This is a genomic window from Mesorhizobium sp. WSM4814, from assembly GCF_055811595.1.
Genome location: NZ_JBVVQT010000047.1, coordinates 1 through 16,573 on the forward strand (window position 1 = coordinate 1; position 16,573 = coordinate 16,573).

The following is a 16,573-nucleotide window of genomic DNA, read 5'->3' on the forward strand; positions in this document are numbered from 1 at the left end:
TAGCCATCGCCTGTGGCCCGCGGGTTCCTTCCTCGGGGACTTTCGTACGCCTGCCGGCGCCCGAAACTCTTCACGAAACCTGCCCTTCCGCTTTCGGGACGAAGTTACAGACAAGCGGCCATTCCGCTGATCGACCCAATGCGGACGTTCGCTCTCCGAGAACGAATTCACGCCCATGACCCTAGGCAGACGCCTTACCGCCGGCCGGCCAACGTCCGCTCTGGACGTGGAAGCTGACGTCGCGTTGCTCCCGCCCGAGACATAAGGCGGGAGACCGCAATTTGTTGCATCAAGCCGGCAGCGGCTCGTGGAAACGGCACCAGCCATTTGGGCTGATTGCACCGGCAACGGTCTCGCACCCGTTTGGCTCTCGGAAGTGAGTACACCCACCGCAGCGTCGGCCACGATTTGGGGTGTCCTGGTACAGCGCCAGCGCCTTGGTTGTCTTTCCGGCTGCCACGGTCCAGTCATACAGGCTGAAAGGCCGCCGGCGCTGGCAATCGCCGCACCGGTCACAGAGACTTTCAGGAAATTGCGGCGAGACAGCGCTCGGCTTGAAGCTGCCGATCCGTGGTTCACATCATCATCTTTACTCATGGTCTTTCTCCAAGAGCAGCCCTCGTCGCAGTTGGCTCAGGTGCTCTTGAGCGTGCCGTTCATCCCTTCCGGATAGAAGCCGCCCTTGCTCACTCCGTCCTTGTCGGTGAGGTAGACGATCCGGAGCACCTCCTGCGGCGTTCTGGTGAACGCGATCGCATCGGGCGTCGACGGAACGATGTTGGCTTTTCCGTCCACCTGGATTCCCTGGTCCTTGTCTTCCGATCCGTCGATCTTGTCGCGGGCGTCGGAAACGGCGTTGGCGACCTTCCAGGCTTCCTCTCCCTTCCGGTATAGCGTCGATCGCGCCATGCCCATGTGGTAGGCCTCGACCGCCAGGATGCCTGCGGCGGCGGCGAGGAAGTCCTTGTTTTTCAGAACTGTCGTCGCCCCGGCATATGCGGTGACGCCGACATCCTCGAACAACATCCCGCCGAGAACGAAGTTCGTTTCGTTGCCGAAGGGGTCAAAGTCCGACCCGAGGCCCGCCGCTTCCGCGACGGCCTTGAAACCGGCATCGAAATCGATCGCCGGCCGGTCAACAGCGTCCGTTCCAAGCGTCTTGCGGTAGAAGCGGACGTGCGCGAGTTCATTTTCGGCGACTTCCTGCATGAATTCGCCGATGGCCGGCGTCTCGAAGGAGACTTGCTTGCCGCCAACGACGTCGCCGGGTTTCGAACCAACATCGGCTGCGTCGATGCCCATTCCGGTGGTGCCGCGGAGGTAGTATTCAGCCTCCATATATTCGAGGTTGAGCGCAAAGCGGAAAATGTCCTCGTCCGATATGTCCTGTGCCAATACCGGAGAAGACCGTGCGATTCCGCCGAGTGCCGCTCCGGCACCGAGTACGACAAGTCCCTGAAGCGACTGACGCCGGGATAGGTGAAGTGCGCCCTGCATGGCGGTCTCCTATGTTTGTTGATTCAACGCCGCTGTCAGCACCGCGGCGCCGAGTGCATTTGCCTGATGATTAGATGGTCCGGGCCGCCAAAATATTCCCGCGTCCCGCTACAACATCCCCGCGAAAGGAGCCGGCGTAATCTCGGCGTGAACGGCGTCTACGTGCGCTCAGTCGCCGTGTTCAACGGATGAGTATCCTTTCGAACCAGGCGGATTGCGAGCCGGTCAAAGACTGATTGCGCGAGGCGGTCACAACGGACGCCAGCGAAGAGAAACGTATCCGTGAACACGGTGGCGAGCTTGTCCCGCAGCGCCTCGCGGAGCAGCCGGCGTGCGCGATAAAGACGGGTGCTCACCGTCTGAGGTCGCAATGCCAAGAGAAAAGCAGTTTCCTCAATGCTCATTTCCTCGACGTCTCGCATGACAAAGACGATGCGAAAGGGCTCTGGCAAGCCACCGACGGCTCGCTCCAGGAGGTTGCGGATTTCAGCGAGAGCGGCCGCCTCTTCGGGATCAGGCTTGTGGGCGCTGAACGGAGCGACCATGCCCTCGATGGCTTTCACGTCGACGGTGGGCCGCCTTTTCCGGCGGCGTCCCAGCGCCTCGTTCAGCGCGATCCGGGTGAGCCAGGTCGACAGCTGCGCCTCCGCGCGGAATTCGGCCAGATGGGTGAAGGCGTGGATATAGGTCTCCTGAAGTACGTCCTCGGCCTCGGTGTCGTCGTTCAGGACGGCGCGGGCGACCCGGTAAAGCCGCTGATTGTGACGCTTGATGATTAACCAGAATGCGGCGGGGTCACGCTGTCGCGCGTGTTCAACCAGCCCCGCGTCGTCAAGGTCCTCGATCCTCACTGCCTCGGTGGATCCGGTCGGCTTCATCATAGGCGCTCCAGATGCATCAGCCTGCCGCGATGCGGGCGGGGTGGCTCCGCGCGGCGTGGCCTGAGGAAGTTCACCTCAAATTGCTCTTCGGAAACAGCACGCGATCGGGTTTTGCATTCATTCGCGCCAGCATTTCCTTGATCAAGCGTGTTTTGGTGCGCCCCGCTTCCTTCGGCGGCACGAGGTAACGCACGATGGCCTCGAGCCAGGTGTTTTCACTGACGCGAAAATGAACCGCGGGATGCTCCCTCACTTCGAGTTCGTCCACCGGCGTTTGCGACAGGATGTGCTTATAGACCTTCACCTTCTGGCTCATGATGTCGCCGATCTGCTCGTCGACGACCTCTCTCATGGTTTTCGCTACGAATTCCAGATCGCTTTCATAAGCGAGCTGAAACTTGATTTCGTTCCAGACATAGGGAAACAGCGGCCAGGAATAGTTGAAGACCGGCGTGTCAAACACGGTGGAGTTCGGAAACTTGATGACGCGTCCGCTCGGATGATCGGTCCAAAGATGTTCGCCGCCAAATTCCCATAATGTCGTGTCGAGATAGCTGACATCAATGACATCGCCATGGGCATCGCCGATGCGAATGCGGTCGCCAACGCGATAAGGCGCCCTGGCCAAAATATAAATCCACGCGATGAAACTGGAGATCGGCATTTGCAGCGCAAAGCCGAGAATCAGTGAAATCAGGCCGAGTGAAACAACCGCAGTGTACCAGTTCACAAATAAGACTGAAATGGCCACGAAGACGATGGCGACGACGACGACTAATCGAAAAATACGTTGCAAGTTGAAGCGCGAAACACGATTGGGAATTCGGCCAATGAGAAAGACTTCGATAACATTGGCAACGGTCAGCATAACGAAAATGAGAAGGCCGCCCCTGACGTAGTTCAGCACGCGAACGCGCAAAGGCGCGTCAAGCCATTCTAAGCGCCAATTGATCAGGACTTGGATGCCAAAAAGCAGCAAGGCAGCGGCAGCGAAACCAACCGTCCACCAGACGTCTTCCTTGCGTAGGCTGAAGCGGAATTTTTCCTCGGGCTTTTTCGCCTTCTGTTCCATAGTTTTTGGGTCAGCAGTCTGTTGCGCGGCCCGTTCGAGTCGGGAAAGGTTCTCCTGTTTCTTGGCGCGCGGTTCCATGGGTTCACCTCCCGATGTGGCCATCAACACCCAGCCAGTGCCTTCTCGTTCCTCGACGGCGGCATTCCGGCAAACGACCCAACGTCAGTCGCTGACTGGCTCCCTGCCGGTCCCCGACAGCTGGCCTTCATTCCGGCGGGCCCGTCTTTGGTGAAATAGGGCGGCAAGCACGTCGCCACCATATTCGGCAAGTGCCTTATAGCCCAATCCGAAATTAAGTTGAGTTTGGTATCAGCAGCTCCCCGATAGCTCACCGGTAGAGATCTCGACTGTTCATCAAGCGGCCGTTGGTTCGAATGCAACTCAGCCTTCATCGGCCGGCGGACTTCGCTCCTGCGGCGGGATCATGCCGGCGGATAGCCGCCAATCCATTGGATTGCACGTATTGACTCGAGCCCATCACAACGACTGAGCGAAAGGCGGGATTCGGGATCGAGCTGAGCGTCGACGAACGGCTGAGATTAGGCGCGTTGCTGCCATTCGCAACGCCGAGAATGAAGGTCTCGAAAGGGTCAGAACCGGCCGTTAAATTGACGGACGTCCAACGGCGGAAGTCGACCCCTTGGCGGAAGTTAGAACCAGCCTCCTAGGCGCCAAAATAACGCGGCAACGGAACTCACGACGTTGGACGTTAGATGGGGTTGGTCAATCGAACCTTGTTCACTCGCCCATCGTCATTACAGCCTAGGCGTGATTTATTCAAAGCGCGTGTCGATCCGCCGGGGGCTGGTTCGTCGACTTATTAGCGAGACTGTTCAGCGGCCATCACGTCCGCGGCTCGCCTCAGGAGGAGTTCTCAAATGCGCTTCATGTCGTTCGTCACTTCCGCCCACGCTGGACCGCCGACGGCGGAACTCATCGAGGCGATGAACAAGCTCGCCGACCGAGAAGTCAAGGCCGGCCGCATGGTCGACATGGGCGGGCTCACGCCGGTCGCGATGGGCGCACAAGTGCGCATCGCCGATGGGAAGCTCAGCGTCATCGACGGTCCGTTCGTCGAGGCGAAGGAGGTCATCGGCGGCTACGCGATCATGGAGTTCCGGAACAAGGAAGAGGCCGTGGCGTCGGCGGTCGAGTTTATGCAGCTCCACAAGGATTTCATGCCGGATTGGGAGGGCACGTGCGAGGTCCGCGCTTTTGCCGGCCCTTGAGGCGAGGTTCCTGCAGACGGCGTCGGCGGCCATGACGGTCGCCGACGCCCATCGCACGATCCTCGCCGTGTGGCGGATCGAGCAGCCCCGGCTGATCACCAGTCTGGCGAGGATGCTGCGCGATGTGCCGTTGGCCGAGGATTTGACGCAGGAAGCCCTGTTGGTTGCCCTTGAGCGGTGGCCGGCCACAGGCGTTCCGGAAAAACCCGGCGCCTGGCTGATGGTGACCGCCAAGCGCCGGGCCCTGGATCATCTGCGCCGCAGCCGGATGCTCGAGCGCAAGCATGACATTATCGCCTGGGACATGGAGGAGGAGCAGCAGGCCATGCCCGACCTCGACTCGGCCCTGGACGACGACATAGGCGATGAGCTGCTTCGGCTCACCTGCCACCCGCGTCTGTCGCGCGAGGCCCGCGCGGCGCTGGCACTGCGGATGATCTGCGGCCTGACAACCGAGGAGATCGCGAGGGCCTTCCTGTTGCCGGAGGCGACGATCGCCCAGCGCATCGTGCGCGCGAAGCGGACTCTTTCGGAATCGGGGCTGGCCTACGAGACCCCGAGCGGCGAGGAGCTCTCAATGCGGCTCTCCTCGGTGCTGGAGGTCGTCTACCTCATCTTCAACGAAGGCTACACCGCGGCGAGCGGCGAGGACTGGCTGCGCCCCCAGCTCTGCAATGAAGCGCTTCGCATGGGCCGCGTGCTCACCTCCATCGTTCCGCACGAGCCCGAAGCCCATGGATTGCTCGCTCTGATGGAGCTGAACGCCTCGCGCACGGCGGCTCGTACTGACGCCGAGGGCGAGCCAATCCTCATGCTGGACCAGAACCGCGCACTCTGGGACCAGCTCCAGATCCGGCGCGGGATGCAGGCGCTCGGGCGAGCGCGCGAATTAGACGGAGCGGGCGGCATTTACGCCCTACAGGCAGCGATTATCGCCTGCCACGCCCAGGCGAGGACGGCAAGTGATACCGACTGGTCGCGCATCGCCGGACTTTATGCGGAGCTGGTGGCTGTCGTGCGCTCGCCAATCATCGACCTCAACCGCGCGGTTGCCGTCGGCATGGCCGAGGGCCCAGAAGTGGCGCTGGTGATCGTGGACCGCCTTTCGCGCGAGCCGGCGCTCAAAGGCTATCACCTGCTGCCGAGCGTTCGCGGCGACCTGCTCCGCAAACTCGGCCGCTACGAGGAGGCGCGCGACGCGTTCGAAGCGGCCGCGACGCTGGCGGGCAACAGGCGGGAACATGACCTGCTGAGACGGCGCGCCGCCGAGGCGGCCGACGCAGCGATGTCATCATAATCCCTGATCAGACAAGGACATGGTCGACCCGGATCGACCGCTTCCGGGCTTTTGTCATTTTCCTGCAAGGTCTGACTTGGATATCGCGGAACGTCCGCTGTCCCACCCGGCCCGAACTTCCAAGGTGAAACGGCAGCTTAGGGTCAGAACCGCTGGTTGCGCTCAATGTCCGATTTTGGGAACGGATATAGGCTCCCGAACGCTTCTGACATTCAGCCTCTAAGCCGCAAGTCCGCCAACGGCCGCAAGGCTGACTGTCAGCAACGCGCCGCCAAATCGACCGTTCACCTACGAACCCTTGCCGCGTGAAAGCCGACATCCCTGTTGAGGACGTTAGGCGTTCCGGAACTACGGCAAGAGATCCGTCACAGCGCGCCCACTTCCGTCCATTGCCATAGGGAAGCTGGCATGTTCGTGGATGATTTTCCAAGAACCGGCGATGCGCCTTAGCACGATGGTTCGCCGGCTCCAGGAGTCGACCTTTGTGCCATCGGTCTTAATGCCAGTCATGCGCGACAGCCCGAAGGCCACTGCAAGATCGCCGTCGATCATGAGCTGCGGGTCAGCCATGTGAACGGTGACGCCGTTGCGCCAAGTTGCAAACCAAGCATTTATCCCTTCGACGTCGCGTGCCTGTTCGCCTCGATAGGCAAGCGGCGGCGGCAGATCGAAAACCACGACATCCGGGTCCATGGCATCGAGGTTGGCGCGGGCGTCCCCCTTGGCAGTTGCGTCTTCCTGGCCCCGGATGACAGACAAGACTTCCTTTTCAGACATATCGTTGCTCCTTCATTTTCTGGAACGACGAGGCCGGGGCGATCAATCCGACATCGACACCATTCGTAACAAATATGGCCGGTCCTAGCTGCTGTTGCATCGTGGCATCATCGGGGCTCTAGTGGCCCACCACGAGTGCCAATACGACTAAGAGCCCGACCAGCAAGATGGCTGGTCAAACGAGATCAACCGCGTTGGGTTGGAGCATGGCGGGTGGCGTCTTTAGTTCCAGCCGGGTTACCAACGCGGCATGAGACTTTCGATCATTGGCTTCACTCGTGCACCGGCAGCATGCCGCGTGGTTCACGAGTTAGTCGGCGTGGATCGCCTCACTTCGACCCATTGAGATGGCCGTTGCTACTGCCTGAAAGCAGACATTGTTGCGACCATTCTGGACGTCGCGGTTGCGGCATAACCGACGTTCGCGCGAGAACTGGAGCCAAGCGGTCAATACGTTGGGATTCAGTTCGCCGCGCCGACCCGCTTGCGCTCCCGGGTTTCCAGCAGCTTCGTCAGCCAGTCTGGATCCATCTCCGGCACGGAGGAGAGAAGCAGTTCCGTATACGGAGCATGCGGCGGCGTCAGGATTTCGGTCTTGAGCCCCTGCTCGACGACTTTGCCGTGATGCATGACGACAATTTCGTCTGCGATTGCCCGCACCGTCGCGATGTCGTGCGTGATGAAAATGTAGCTGACTCCGAATTCTTGTTGGAGCCGCATAAGAAGCTTCAGGATCTCTTCCTGTACGATCTGGTCGAGGGCCGAGGTCACCTCGTCGCAGATGATGAGCTCCGGATTAGCAGCCAGCGCCCGGGCAATGCAGATGCGCTGCTTCTGACCGCCCGAGAGTTCGCCCGGCAGACGGTCGAGGAAGCTTTCGTCCATCTCGATCATGTGCATGAGTTCGCCAACGCGGCGGTCGCACGCCGCCCCTTTGAGGCCGAGATAGAACTCAAGTGGCCGGGAGATGACCTCCTCGACGGTCTGACGCGGATTGAGCGCGTTGTCAGGCATCTGATAGATCATCTGGATGCGGCGCAGAATGTCTTTGGGCCTCTCTTTCAGTGTTCTTGGCAAACGATGCCCCGCAAATGAGATCGAGCCCGAGACCGGCGGCAGCAGGCCGGTGATGACGCGGGCGAGCGTTGATTTGCCGGAACCAGATTCACCGACGACCGCTACCGTCCGTCCGCGCGGCACCTTGATGGATACATCCTGCAGAACCTTGACTTTCCCTGCGTAAGCGGCGGTGATGTTATCGATCGTGAGCAGATGGTCCGCGGCCGGCACTTCGGGTTTGGCTAGCTTTCGGACCGCCCAGAGCGTCCTCGTATAGTCTTCGGCCGGCGCCGCAAGCATCTGGCGTGTTTCGGCCTCCTCCACAGTACGGCCATGGCGCAGAACCATGATCCGGTCCGCCATCTGCGCAACCACCGCCAGATCATGCGTGACGTAGATCGCGGCAGTGTTGAACTCTTCGACAATCTTGCGGATCGAGGCGAGGACCTCCACCTGTGTGGTCACGTCGAGCGCCGTCGTCGGCTCGTCGAAGATGATCAGGTCGGGCCGGCAGGCCATGGCCATCGCGGTCATTGCCCGCTGCAACTGCCCTCCGGAGACCTGGTGAGGATAGCGGAAGCCGATGCTGTCCGGATCCGGCAGGTGAAGACGCCGGTAAAGTTCGATGGCATCCCGATTCGCTGCCTCGCGACTGGCGATCCCGTGCGCCACGACCGTTTCGACGGTCTGATCGAGGAGCCGGTGGGCCGGGTTGAAGGAGGCGGCCGCGCTTTGCGCGACATAGGCGATGCGCGAGCCTCGGAGCCGCCGCCGTGCGGTTTCGCTCATGGCGAGGAGGTCGATCCCGTCGAACAGGATCGATCCTTGCGTTATCCGGCAACCTGGCTTGGCATATCCCATCGCGGCAAGCCCAATGGTGGATTTTCCGGCGCCGGACTCGCCTATGAGGCCGAGAACCTCACCGCGCTTTAGCGAGAGATCCACACCGCGAACGATCGGGTGCCAGCGCTCGTCGGAAAACCCTTCGACGTGAAGGTCGCGAACGCTGAGGAGTTTCGTTCCCTTTTCGCGTGGGCCAGAATCCTTACTTTTCATCGCGCAATCCGCTTGTCGTGTGCAGGAACCAATCGACAACGAAATTCACAGAAACCGTGAGAAGGGCGATCGCGCCTGCCGGCAAGAGCGGAGTGATGTCGCCATAGGTGATGAGGGTGGCGTTTTCCCGCACCATCGAGCCCCAGTCGGCTGTCGGGGGCTGGATGCCGACGCCGAGAAAGGAGAGCGCGGCGATGGTGAGGAAAACGAAACAGAAGCGCAGACCGAATTCCGCGATCAGCGGCGGCAGCACGTTGGGCAGGATCTCCTTGGTCAGAATCCATCTCGGCCCTTCGCCACGCAGCTGCGCGGCTTCGACATATTCCATGACGGCAACATTCAGCCCGACCGCACGCGCCAGCCGAAATACGCGGGTTGAATCGAGCAGGGCGATGATGAGGATCAGGCTGGTGACCGAGGAACCGAAGATGGATAGCAACACCAGCGCGAAGATGAGGCTCGGGATCGACATCAGCACGTCTACCGCGCGTGACAAAATTTGGTCGACCCAACCCCGGTACATCGCGGCTAGCAAGCCGAGAGTGACGCCGACCGCGAAGGACAGAAGCGTAGTCGCGAGAGCGATGCCGACCGTATTGCGCGCGCCATAGATCAGCCGGGTGAGCACGTCGCGGCCGAGTTGGTCGGTCCCGACGATGAATTCCTGGCTCCAGGGCGCGAAGGCTTCGCTGAAAACCTGCGTTTCCCCGTAGGGCGCTATCCAGGGCGCCGACAGCGCGACGAAGACATAGCCAAGGATGACCACGATGCCGAACCAGGCGCTGAAGGGAGCCTTTCTGAGTGCGGTTTTTACCCGCGAGACGCGCGTGCGCCTTTGTCTCGGAACCGCCACGGCGTGTTCGATACTGGTCATCGCGGGTGCAAAAGCCTCGGATTGGTGGCGATGGAAATGATGTCGGCGGTCAGGTTGAGCAGGATGTAGGTTGCCGCGAAAATCAAGGCGCAGGCTTGCACGACCGGAACATCCCTCGACTTCACCGCATCGACCATCAATTGGCCGATGCCGGGATAGACGAACACCACCTCGACCACGACCACGCCGACGATGAGATAAGCGAGGTTGAAAGCAATTACCGTGACGATGGGCGCCCAGGCATTAGGCAGGGCGTGTCTGAGAACGATTGCCATTGGCGACATTCCCTTGAGCCGCGCCATGTCGATATAGGGGCTTGCCAGCATGTTAATAATCGCCGCTCGCGTCATACGCATCATATGGGCAACAATCACCAGCGTCAGGGTGATGGACGGCAGCGCTGCGCGCCAGACGTGCTCCCAGAACGGCGTTTGGTCGCTGATATTCGCCAGTGTCGGAAATTTGGGAACCAGGTTCAGGACCCAGTTGATCGAAGACGCGAGCCACTCGGGTAGGGATTGTGCAAATTCGGTTCCGATGAACGTGTCGCGCGAGATGATGAGATAGGCCAGCATATAGGCGACGAAGAATTCGGGGAACGAAATCGTCGTCAGGGTCACCGTGTTCACCACACGGTCGAACCAGCTGTTGCGATAGAGAGCGGCGAGAATGCCGAGTCCCAGCGCGAGAGGGACCGCTATAAGGGCGGTCATCACGGCGAGGAACATCGTGTTGTAGAGCCGGGGCGCAATGATCTCGGCGACCGTGCGCCGGTAGCCGGTGCGGCTTGCGAAGGAAGAGCCGAAATCCCCCTGCACGATCTGTCCGACCCAGGCGAAATAGCGCTCGACCGGCGGACGATCGATGCCGATCTCGCGCTGGAAGGCAGCGACCGTCTCGGGCGTCGCAGATTGCCCAAGCATCGCCTTGGCGAAATCGCCCGGAAGCATGGCAATCGCCGAAAATATGATGATCGAGACGATGAAGAGCGTGATCAGGCCAAGGCCCAGGCGCTGCAGAACCGTTCTAACGACCGGGTTCATGGGCGGTACCTTCGAGCCTTTCCCCTGAAAACAGCGAACCGCCCGCGCCGCGGGCAGTTCGCCTGGCGAACGTCACGCGGTGGCTATCCACCAGCGCTCGGCCATCTTCAGTCCGTCATTCTCCCAGTTCGGCGCCACCTCGCCATGCGCCAGTTTCTTGGACTTGGCGCTGACAAAATTGTTGAATACCAGGACGATGGCGCCGCCGTCGTCATGCGTCAACTGCTGCATTTCTGCATACATCGCGGAGCGCTTGGCCTCGTCGGTCTCCGCGCGTGCCTGGATCAGCAGTTCGTTAAAGCGAGGATTTTTCCAGAACGTGTCGTTCCAGCTGGAATCGGCCGAGTAGGCCTGCGTGAACATCCAGTCGGCCGTTGCACGACCGCTCCAATAGGAGGCGCACCACGGTTTCTTGAGCCAGACATTGTCCCAATAGGCGTCCTCGGCCTCGCGCACCACATTGACATCGATGCCGCATTGGGCCGCCGTCTCGCGGATGAGGGCGGCTGCGTCCACGGCACCGGCGAAAGCGGCGTCGGCGACGGAAAGGTCGACCTTGAGATTTTCGATTCCCGCTTTTTTCAGATGGAAGCGCGCCTTTTCCGGATCGAACTTGTGCTGCGGCTCCGGATTGATGGCGAACTTGATCGCCGGTGCGATCGGGTTGTCATTTCCGACGGTTGCATGGCCAAGGAAGATCTTCTGCGCGATTTCCTCGCGATCGATGGCCCATTTCAACGCCATGCGCACATCGGGGTTGTCGAATGGCGCCACCGTCACGTTCATCGGCAGCGTGTAATGGCCGTATCCGGTGACCTCGAGGATTTCGATATTCGGCTTGCGCTTCAGCATACCGAGCGTTTTCAGGTCGGCGCGGCCGATATAATCCACCTCGCCGGTTGACAGCGCCGCCATACGCGCTGCGAGGTCCGTGATGGCGATAAACTCCACCTCGTCAAAATATGGTTTGCCGTTCTTGAAGTAGTTGGGATTGCGCTTGAGCTTGGCCGAGACGCCGGGCTGAAAGTTCTCAAGCACGAAGGCACCGGTCCGGACGCCCGATTCCCAGTCTGCCTTTCCGTCCTTGGCAGGCATGACGACAAGGTGATAGTCGCTCATGATGTAGGGAAAGTCTGCATTGCCGCTGTTTAGTTTAAAAACGATCGTTTCCGGACCGTCCGCCTTGATATTGGTCACCGATTCCAGCAGCGACTTCGCCGCCGATTTGGTGTCGACTCCCATGTGGTATTGCATCGAGGCGACCACGTCGTCCGCTGTTACGGTCTTGCCGTTGTGGAAGGTCGCACCTTTGCGCAGCTTGAAGACCCATGTCGTCGCGTCGTCCGAGGTCTCGAAGCTCTCGGCAAGGTCCGGTTGGATGCTGCCTTTCGCGTCGACCTCGGTCAGGCTGTTGGACATGGCACCCGAAAAGGCGGTTTGCGTGAAGGTGTCGAGATAGCCGGCCGGATCGATCGAATCCGTCGTCGCGCCATGTGCCATGCCGAGCTTGGCGAAGCCGCCCCGCTGCGGTTCGGCCCGCGCCACGGTCACGAAGAGCTTGTCGCCGGCGGCGACCGTCAGGCCGGCCGCCAGCCCGAGCTGGATGAAATCACGGCGCGAAACCTTGCCGCGGCCGATCAGGTTTTGCGCCAGGCGGAGTTTATATTCAGATTCTGACACTGCTTCCTCCCATTGCGGATTTCCCGCATTCTTGTTGTTGGCATTATCGAGCAGATCTGGCGGATTCAGCCGATTTGCCTCCTTTCGATTTTCAGCGTTTTCGACACAAATCTTACGCCGTTACATAGATTTCACCAGCTTCCACCGTGACCGGGAATGTTCGGGCACGTACGCCCGGATCGACCAGGGCCGCACCGGTTTTTATGTCGAATTCCCAACCGTGCCAGGCGCAGCGCACGATCTCGTTCTCGCGATGATAGATGAACTGCGCTTGGTCGACCGGCGCCGTGGTTCCGCATTGCGGTCCTTCGCAAAGCGGAGCGCCTCGGTGCGGACAAACGTTCAGCAAAGCATGGAATGAATCTCCGATGCGGAAAACCCCGACTGAAAGGCTGCGGATTTTGGCGATGTAGGGAGTTCCGGTCTCGATTTCGTCGACCCGGCAAATGTATGTTTTCTCAGCCATTGTCTGCTCCCGTCAGGCGGCATTAGCCGCTTGCGTGCGGGGAATGCGTTTATAGACCTCGAGCGCATTCAACCCCAGGATCTTGCTCCTCCAGGCAGGCGGGATGTGCAGCGTGTTGGCATCGTCATAATCCCAATGCGGGTAGTCGGAGGCAAACATCAGCGTGTTCTCGCCGTCCATCGCTTCGAGAGTGGACCAGAGATGCTGTATGTTCGCGGGCTGCTCCAGCGGCTGCGTGGAAAAGCGGATATTGCGCCGGCAATACTCCGAGGGCAGCATCTTCAGCCACGGCGTTTCCTTGCGCAGCGCTTTGTAATCTGCGTCCAGACGCCATAATACCGATGGAACCCAGGCCACACCGCACTCGATGATCACGAAATACAGGTCCGGCCATTTTTCGAAAACGCCATGCGCGATCATGCTTGCCACATGCGACAAGGCCGACATGTGAAGAATAGCGTGCGTCTCCCAGAAGAAGGTCGTGGGAGCCGGTGCCACCGCGTTCCAGTTGATGCCGCCATGGCCGCCCAGGTGGATCGCGAATGGCAGCCCGACTTCGGCGCAAGCCTCGAAAATGGGATGGTAGAACGGATCACCGTAGGGTTTGACCGAGCCTTGGGAGGCCAGAACCTGCACCATACGCGGATGGTTGCCGAGGCGGCGGATCTCGGCTGCTGCGAGCTTCGGATCCTGCGGCGCGATGATGATGGAGCCCATAAAACGACTGTCTTTGGGAAGCCATTCGGCGATTTGGTAGTCGTTATAGGCGCTGACCAGTGCACTTGCGTAATAGGGATTGGCTAGCGTGGAGGCTTCGATCGGCTCGTCGCCGGTGAGGATAGCGGCTCCGACATTGTATTTGTCGAGGTGCTTTTCTTTCATGACGAGATAGTTGTCGGCCTCCGTCTCGGGCCTGACGTCCTTCCGGGAGAAATCCTGCGGGTGAAACCACGGACGGTGACCGTGGGGGAAGGCGCCTCTCGGACCAGTTTTTTCGCCTTCTGTGAACATGTCTTTCCAGACGCCGGAAAGATATGGCTCGAGCACCGTAGCGCTCGACCAGTAATTGTGACAATCGCAATCGACTATGAACACCCTAACCAACTCCCCTGGCGCGGCAGGCCGGCTAACCCAGCCGGCTTCTTCAACCGCAGCTTCCGCCTTGGGAATTATTTGATCAAGCTTGTGATCTGAGGTAATACGATCGGATTTTTCGATCGCGAGGCCACATGCAGCTGGATCACATTGAGACCTTTCTCGACATTATGGAGTCGCGAAATTTCAACCGTACGGCCGATCGTCTTGGGGTTACGCAGTCGACGGTCAGTACCCGCATCAGGAACCTAGAGCAGGCCATCGGTTCGGAGCTCTTCCTGAGGGGACGCGCCGGCGCCGAACCGACCGCGGCGGGGCGACGTTTCGAAGCCTATGCGCGCGCGATGCTGTCGACATGGTCTCAGGCCCGCCATGACGTTCGGGCATTCAACCGGTTCGAGGGCACCTTGCGCGTCGCTGCGCAGGTCGGGATGACGCGATCGATATTGCCGGGTTGGGTGGAAACTCTGTTCCAGGTGCTGCCGAAATCGTCAATTCACGTAGAGTCCGACTACTCGCCGCAGATGATTTCCGACTTGAGCTTGGGAAACCTCGATATTGCTGTGGTCTACGCGCCCCGATACCTCCCTGAAATCTCCTACGATCCTCTCATGGTTGAAGAATATGTGATGGTGTCTACGACGGCCAGGATCCTGTCGGAGGTCAACGCGGATACGTATATCCGGCCGGGCTACACGGTCGCGCTTGAAAAAGCCCACGCCGAGGCGCTGCCGCAATTGGCGATAGGCCGTCTTTCGATGGGCTCGGAAACGCTCGCCGAAGCGATGCTGCGGCGCATGGGTGGCACTTGCTATATGCGCAGTGACGATGCTCGGCGGTATACCGCCGAGCGGCCGTCTTTTGTGGTCGAGGGCGCGCCCGCGCTTCAACAGCCGGTTCACACCGCTATTTTGGCGCGCCGCAAACACGAGCCGATCATCCGTAGAGGGATTCGCGCGCTCCATCTGGCCGTTATGTCCATGGAAAGCTAGATCGAAATATCCGATTGTAAAGCCGACATCTGCCGCTTTTTTGAAAGTATCCCGGCTGCCATTCTGGTCGGGTCAAGCAGAGTCCAATCATGAACGCGCACGCTCCCTTTTCGGCCACCGATTTCGCTCCAGCGCTGCGTCAACGGCAATGGGCGGAGAGCTCAAGACAGTTCGTGCGCTGCCGGCGCGTCATCGATGAGACACACGACGTTAAGACATTCGTCTTTTCAGCTGCTTCTGGCCACATGTTCAGCTTTAGTGCAGGCCAGTATTTAGTGCTGAACCTGACAATCGACGGCACCCGGGTAACGAGACCGTACTCGGTGTCGTCGCCGCCGACTCGACCGCTCGACCTGCAGATCACGGTGAAGCGGGTGAAGGGCGGGCTTGTTTCCAACTGGCTTCACGACAATCTCCGGCCGGGCCACAACATTGAAATCGAAGGGCCGGTCGGACGTTTCAACTTCGACGATCTACCATCCGAGAAGCCGCTTTTCCTTTCGGGCGGCAGCGGCATCACTCCCGTTATGTCGATGCTGCGGGCGCTAACCGACCGGGCATCTGGCCATGACATCCGTTTCATTCACTGCGCTCGGACGGCGGACGACATCGCCTTCCGCTCCGAGTTGGAGGCGCTCGCCGCGCGATTCTCCAATGTCGATGTAAGCTTCATCTGCAGCCAGGAAGGTTCGGCGTGGCAGGGCCCTTTCGGTCGCATCGACGGCCCCATGCTCTTGCGGCTGGCTCCGGACCTTCACCAGCGCACGTCTTACGTTTGCGGCCCCGAGCCGTTTATGCAGACGGTTCGGGCCTGTGTCGCGGAGATCGGCATCGCACCCTCCCAGTATCACGAGGAAAGTTTCGGCGGCGCCGTGGGCAATTCCATGGCTCCTCAATCGGCTGCCGCTGGCCCGACTTGTGTCCGTTTCGCCCGGTCTGGCGTGGAGCACCTGTGTGCGCCTGGAGAGACTCTGCTCGATGCGGCGCGCAATAGCGGCCTCTACATCCCTACCGCATGCCAGCAGGGCATTTGCGGAACCTGTCGGACGGTCAAGCTCTCAGGTGACGTCGTGATCGACGACCTTGGAGGACTCAGCCTTGAAGAGAAGGCGGCTGGTTATGTGCTGGCTTGCTGCAGCCGGCCGCTAGGCACCGTTTGCCTCGATCTCTGACCTCATTGCGAATTGATGGCCAAGCCCGGCGCTGGGGGCATGCCAGTGGCTCACATGATTGGATAAACGGCGCGCGCACTCATGAGTCGGTTCCGGCAACCTGCGCTTGGCCGCTGGATCCTTTGAATGTCGGCTTTCGGGCGGCATCGTGCGGCGGGAATGGTCGGATTGGGGTCAGATCACGTCGGTACCCGCGGGGGGCTGAAGGGCCGCTTCTTATAATCCGAGCCTCAAAGCTGCCAGTCAGCATTCGTGAAGAGTTTCGGTCATCGTGCATACCGGGCTCAATGACCGCAAAGGGTCGTTGAACGAACCCGCTGCGCGGGATGGGCGCGTGGGGTGAGGTAGAGATCACGAACCGGACGTCGCGCTCGCATTGAGGG

At 60.2% G+C, this 16,573-nt stretch carries 15 protein-coding genes; 4 read left to right on the top strand and 11 right to left on the bottom strand.

The features are described from left to right. The 4 genes from AC0L2V_RS31595 to AC0L2V_RS31610 form a co-directional block, all read right to left on the bottom strand. Window positions 1-597, bottom strand: a 597-nt coding sequence (locus AC0L2V_RS31595; protein ID WP_473522114.1) for a twin-arginine translocation signal domain-containing protein, incomplete at its 3' end; no start/stop codon positions are given. A gap of 36 nt (window positions 598-633) precedes the next feature. Then, window positions 634-1,497, bottom strand: a complete 864-nt coding sequence (locus tag AC0L2V_RS31600) for a ferritin-like domain-containing protein (RefSeq protein WP_473522115.1) — start codon at window positions 1,495-1,497, stop codon at window positions 634-636. Between the two features lie 158 nt (window positions 1,498-1,655). After that, window positions 1,656-2,378: an RNA polymerase sigma factor gene (locus AC0L2V_RS31605; protein ID WP_128166473.1), complete on the bottom strand. Its 723-nt coding sequence runs from the start codon at window positions 2,376-2,378 to the stop codon at window positions 1,656-1,658. A 70-nt stretch (window positions 2,379-2,448) separates the two neighbouring features. Then, window positions 2,449-3,528: a mechanosensitive ion channel family protein gene (locus AC0L2V_RS31610; protein WP_287171203.1), complete on the bottom strand. Its 1,080-nt coding sequence runs from the start codon at window positions 3,526-3,528 to the stop codon at window positions 2,449-2,451. 800 nt (window positions 3,529-4,328) lie between these two features. On the opposite strand from AC0L2V_RS31610, the gene AC0L2V_RS31615 reads away from it, so the two are divergent. Both AC0L2V_RS31615 and AC0L2V_RS31620 read left to right on the top strand, forming a co-directional pair. Further along, window positions 4,329-4,679: a YciI family protein gene (locus tag AC0L2V_RS31615; RefSeq protein ID WP_091593904.1), complete on the top strand. Its 351-nt coding sequence runs from the start codon at window positions 4,329-4,331 to the stop codon at window positions 4,677-4,679. Between the two features lie 31 nt (window positions 4,680-4,710). Beyond that, a complete protein-coding gene (locus AC0L2V_RS31620) occupies window positions 4,711-5,976 on the top strand; it encodes an RNA polymerase sigma factor (protein WP_473522116.1) in 1,266 nt (421 codons plus the stop codon). A 348-nt stretch (window positions 5,977-6,324) separates the two neighbouring features. On the opposite strand, the gene AC0L2V_RS31625 is transcribed toward AC0L2V_RS31620, so the two are convergent. The 7 genes from AC0L2V_RS31625 to AC0L2V_RS31655 form a co-directional block, all read right to left on the bottom strand. Beyond that, window positions 6,325-6,753, bottom strand: coding sequence for a YybH family protein (locus AC0L2V_RS31625; protein WP_473522117.1), 429 nt, complete (start codon window positions 6,751-6,753; stop codon window positions 6,325-6,327). A 462-nt stretch (window positions 6,754-7,215) separates the two neighbouring features. Next, window positions 7,216-8,868: an ABC transporter ATP-binding protein gene (locus AC0L2V_RS31630; RefSeq protein WP_473522118.1), complete on the bottom strand. Its 1,653-nt coding sequence runs from the start codon at window positions 8,866-8,868 to the stop codon at window positions 7,216-7,218. Further along, complete coding sequence (locus tag AC0L2V_RS31635) at window positions 8,858-9,742, bottom strand: ABC transporter permease (RefSeq protein WP_473522119.1); 885 nt, start codon at window positions 9,740-9,742, stop codon at window positions 8,858-8,860. The genes AC0L2V_RS31630 and AC0L2V_RS31635 overlap by 11 nt, the downstream gene beginning before the upstream one ends. Continuing rightward, complete coding sequence (locus tag AC0L2V_RS31640) at window positions 9,739-10,785, bottom strand: ABC transporter permease (protein WP_023797725.1); 1,047 nt, start codon at window positions 10,783-10,785, stop codon at window positions 9,739-9,741. The genes AC0L2V_RS31635 and AC0L2V_RS31640 overlap by 4 nt, the downstream gene beginning before the upstream one ends. Before the next feature lie 72 nt (window positions 10,786-10,857). After that, complete coding sequence (locus AC0L2V_RS31645) at window positions 10,858-12,465, bottom strand: ABC transporter substrate-binding protein (protein ID WP_128166468.1); 1,608 nt, start codon at window positions 12,463-12,465, stop codon at window positions 10,858-10,860. A 112-nt stretch (window positions 12,466-12,577) separates the two neighbouring features. Continuing rightward, on the bottom strand, window positions 12,578-12,931 hold the full coding sequence (locus AC0L2V_RS31650; protein WP_023797723.1) for a Rieske (2Fe-2S) protein: 354 nt from the start codon (window positions 12,929-12,931) through the stop codon (window positions 12,578-12,580). 12 nt (window positions 12,932-12,943) lie between these two features. Beyond that, window positions 12,944-14,026, bottom strand: a complete 1,083-nt coding sequence (locus AC0L2V_RS31655) for an amidohydrolase family protein (RefSeq protein WP_473522120.1) — start codon at window positions 14,024-14,026, stop codon at window positions 12,944-12,946. A gap of 134 nt (window positions 14,027-14,160) precedes the next feature. Between AC0L2V_RS31655 and AC0L2V_RS31660 the strand changes: the two genes are divergently transcribed. Further along, window positions 14,161-15,018, top strand: coding sequence for a LysR family transcriptional regulator (locus AC0L2V_RS31660; RefSeq protein ID WP_128166462.1), 858 nt, complete (start codon window positions 14,161-14,163; stop codon window positions 15,016-15,018). 89 nt (window positions 15,019-15,107) lie between these two features. Further along, a complete protein-coding gene (locus tag AC0L2V_RS31665; RefSeq protein WP_287219624.1) occupies window positions 15,108-16,190 on the top strand; it encodes an FAD-binding oxidoreductase in 1,083 nt (360 codons plus the stop codon). Window positions 16,191-16,573 lie beyond the last annotated feature (383 nt).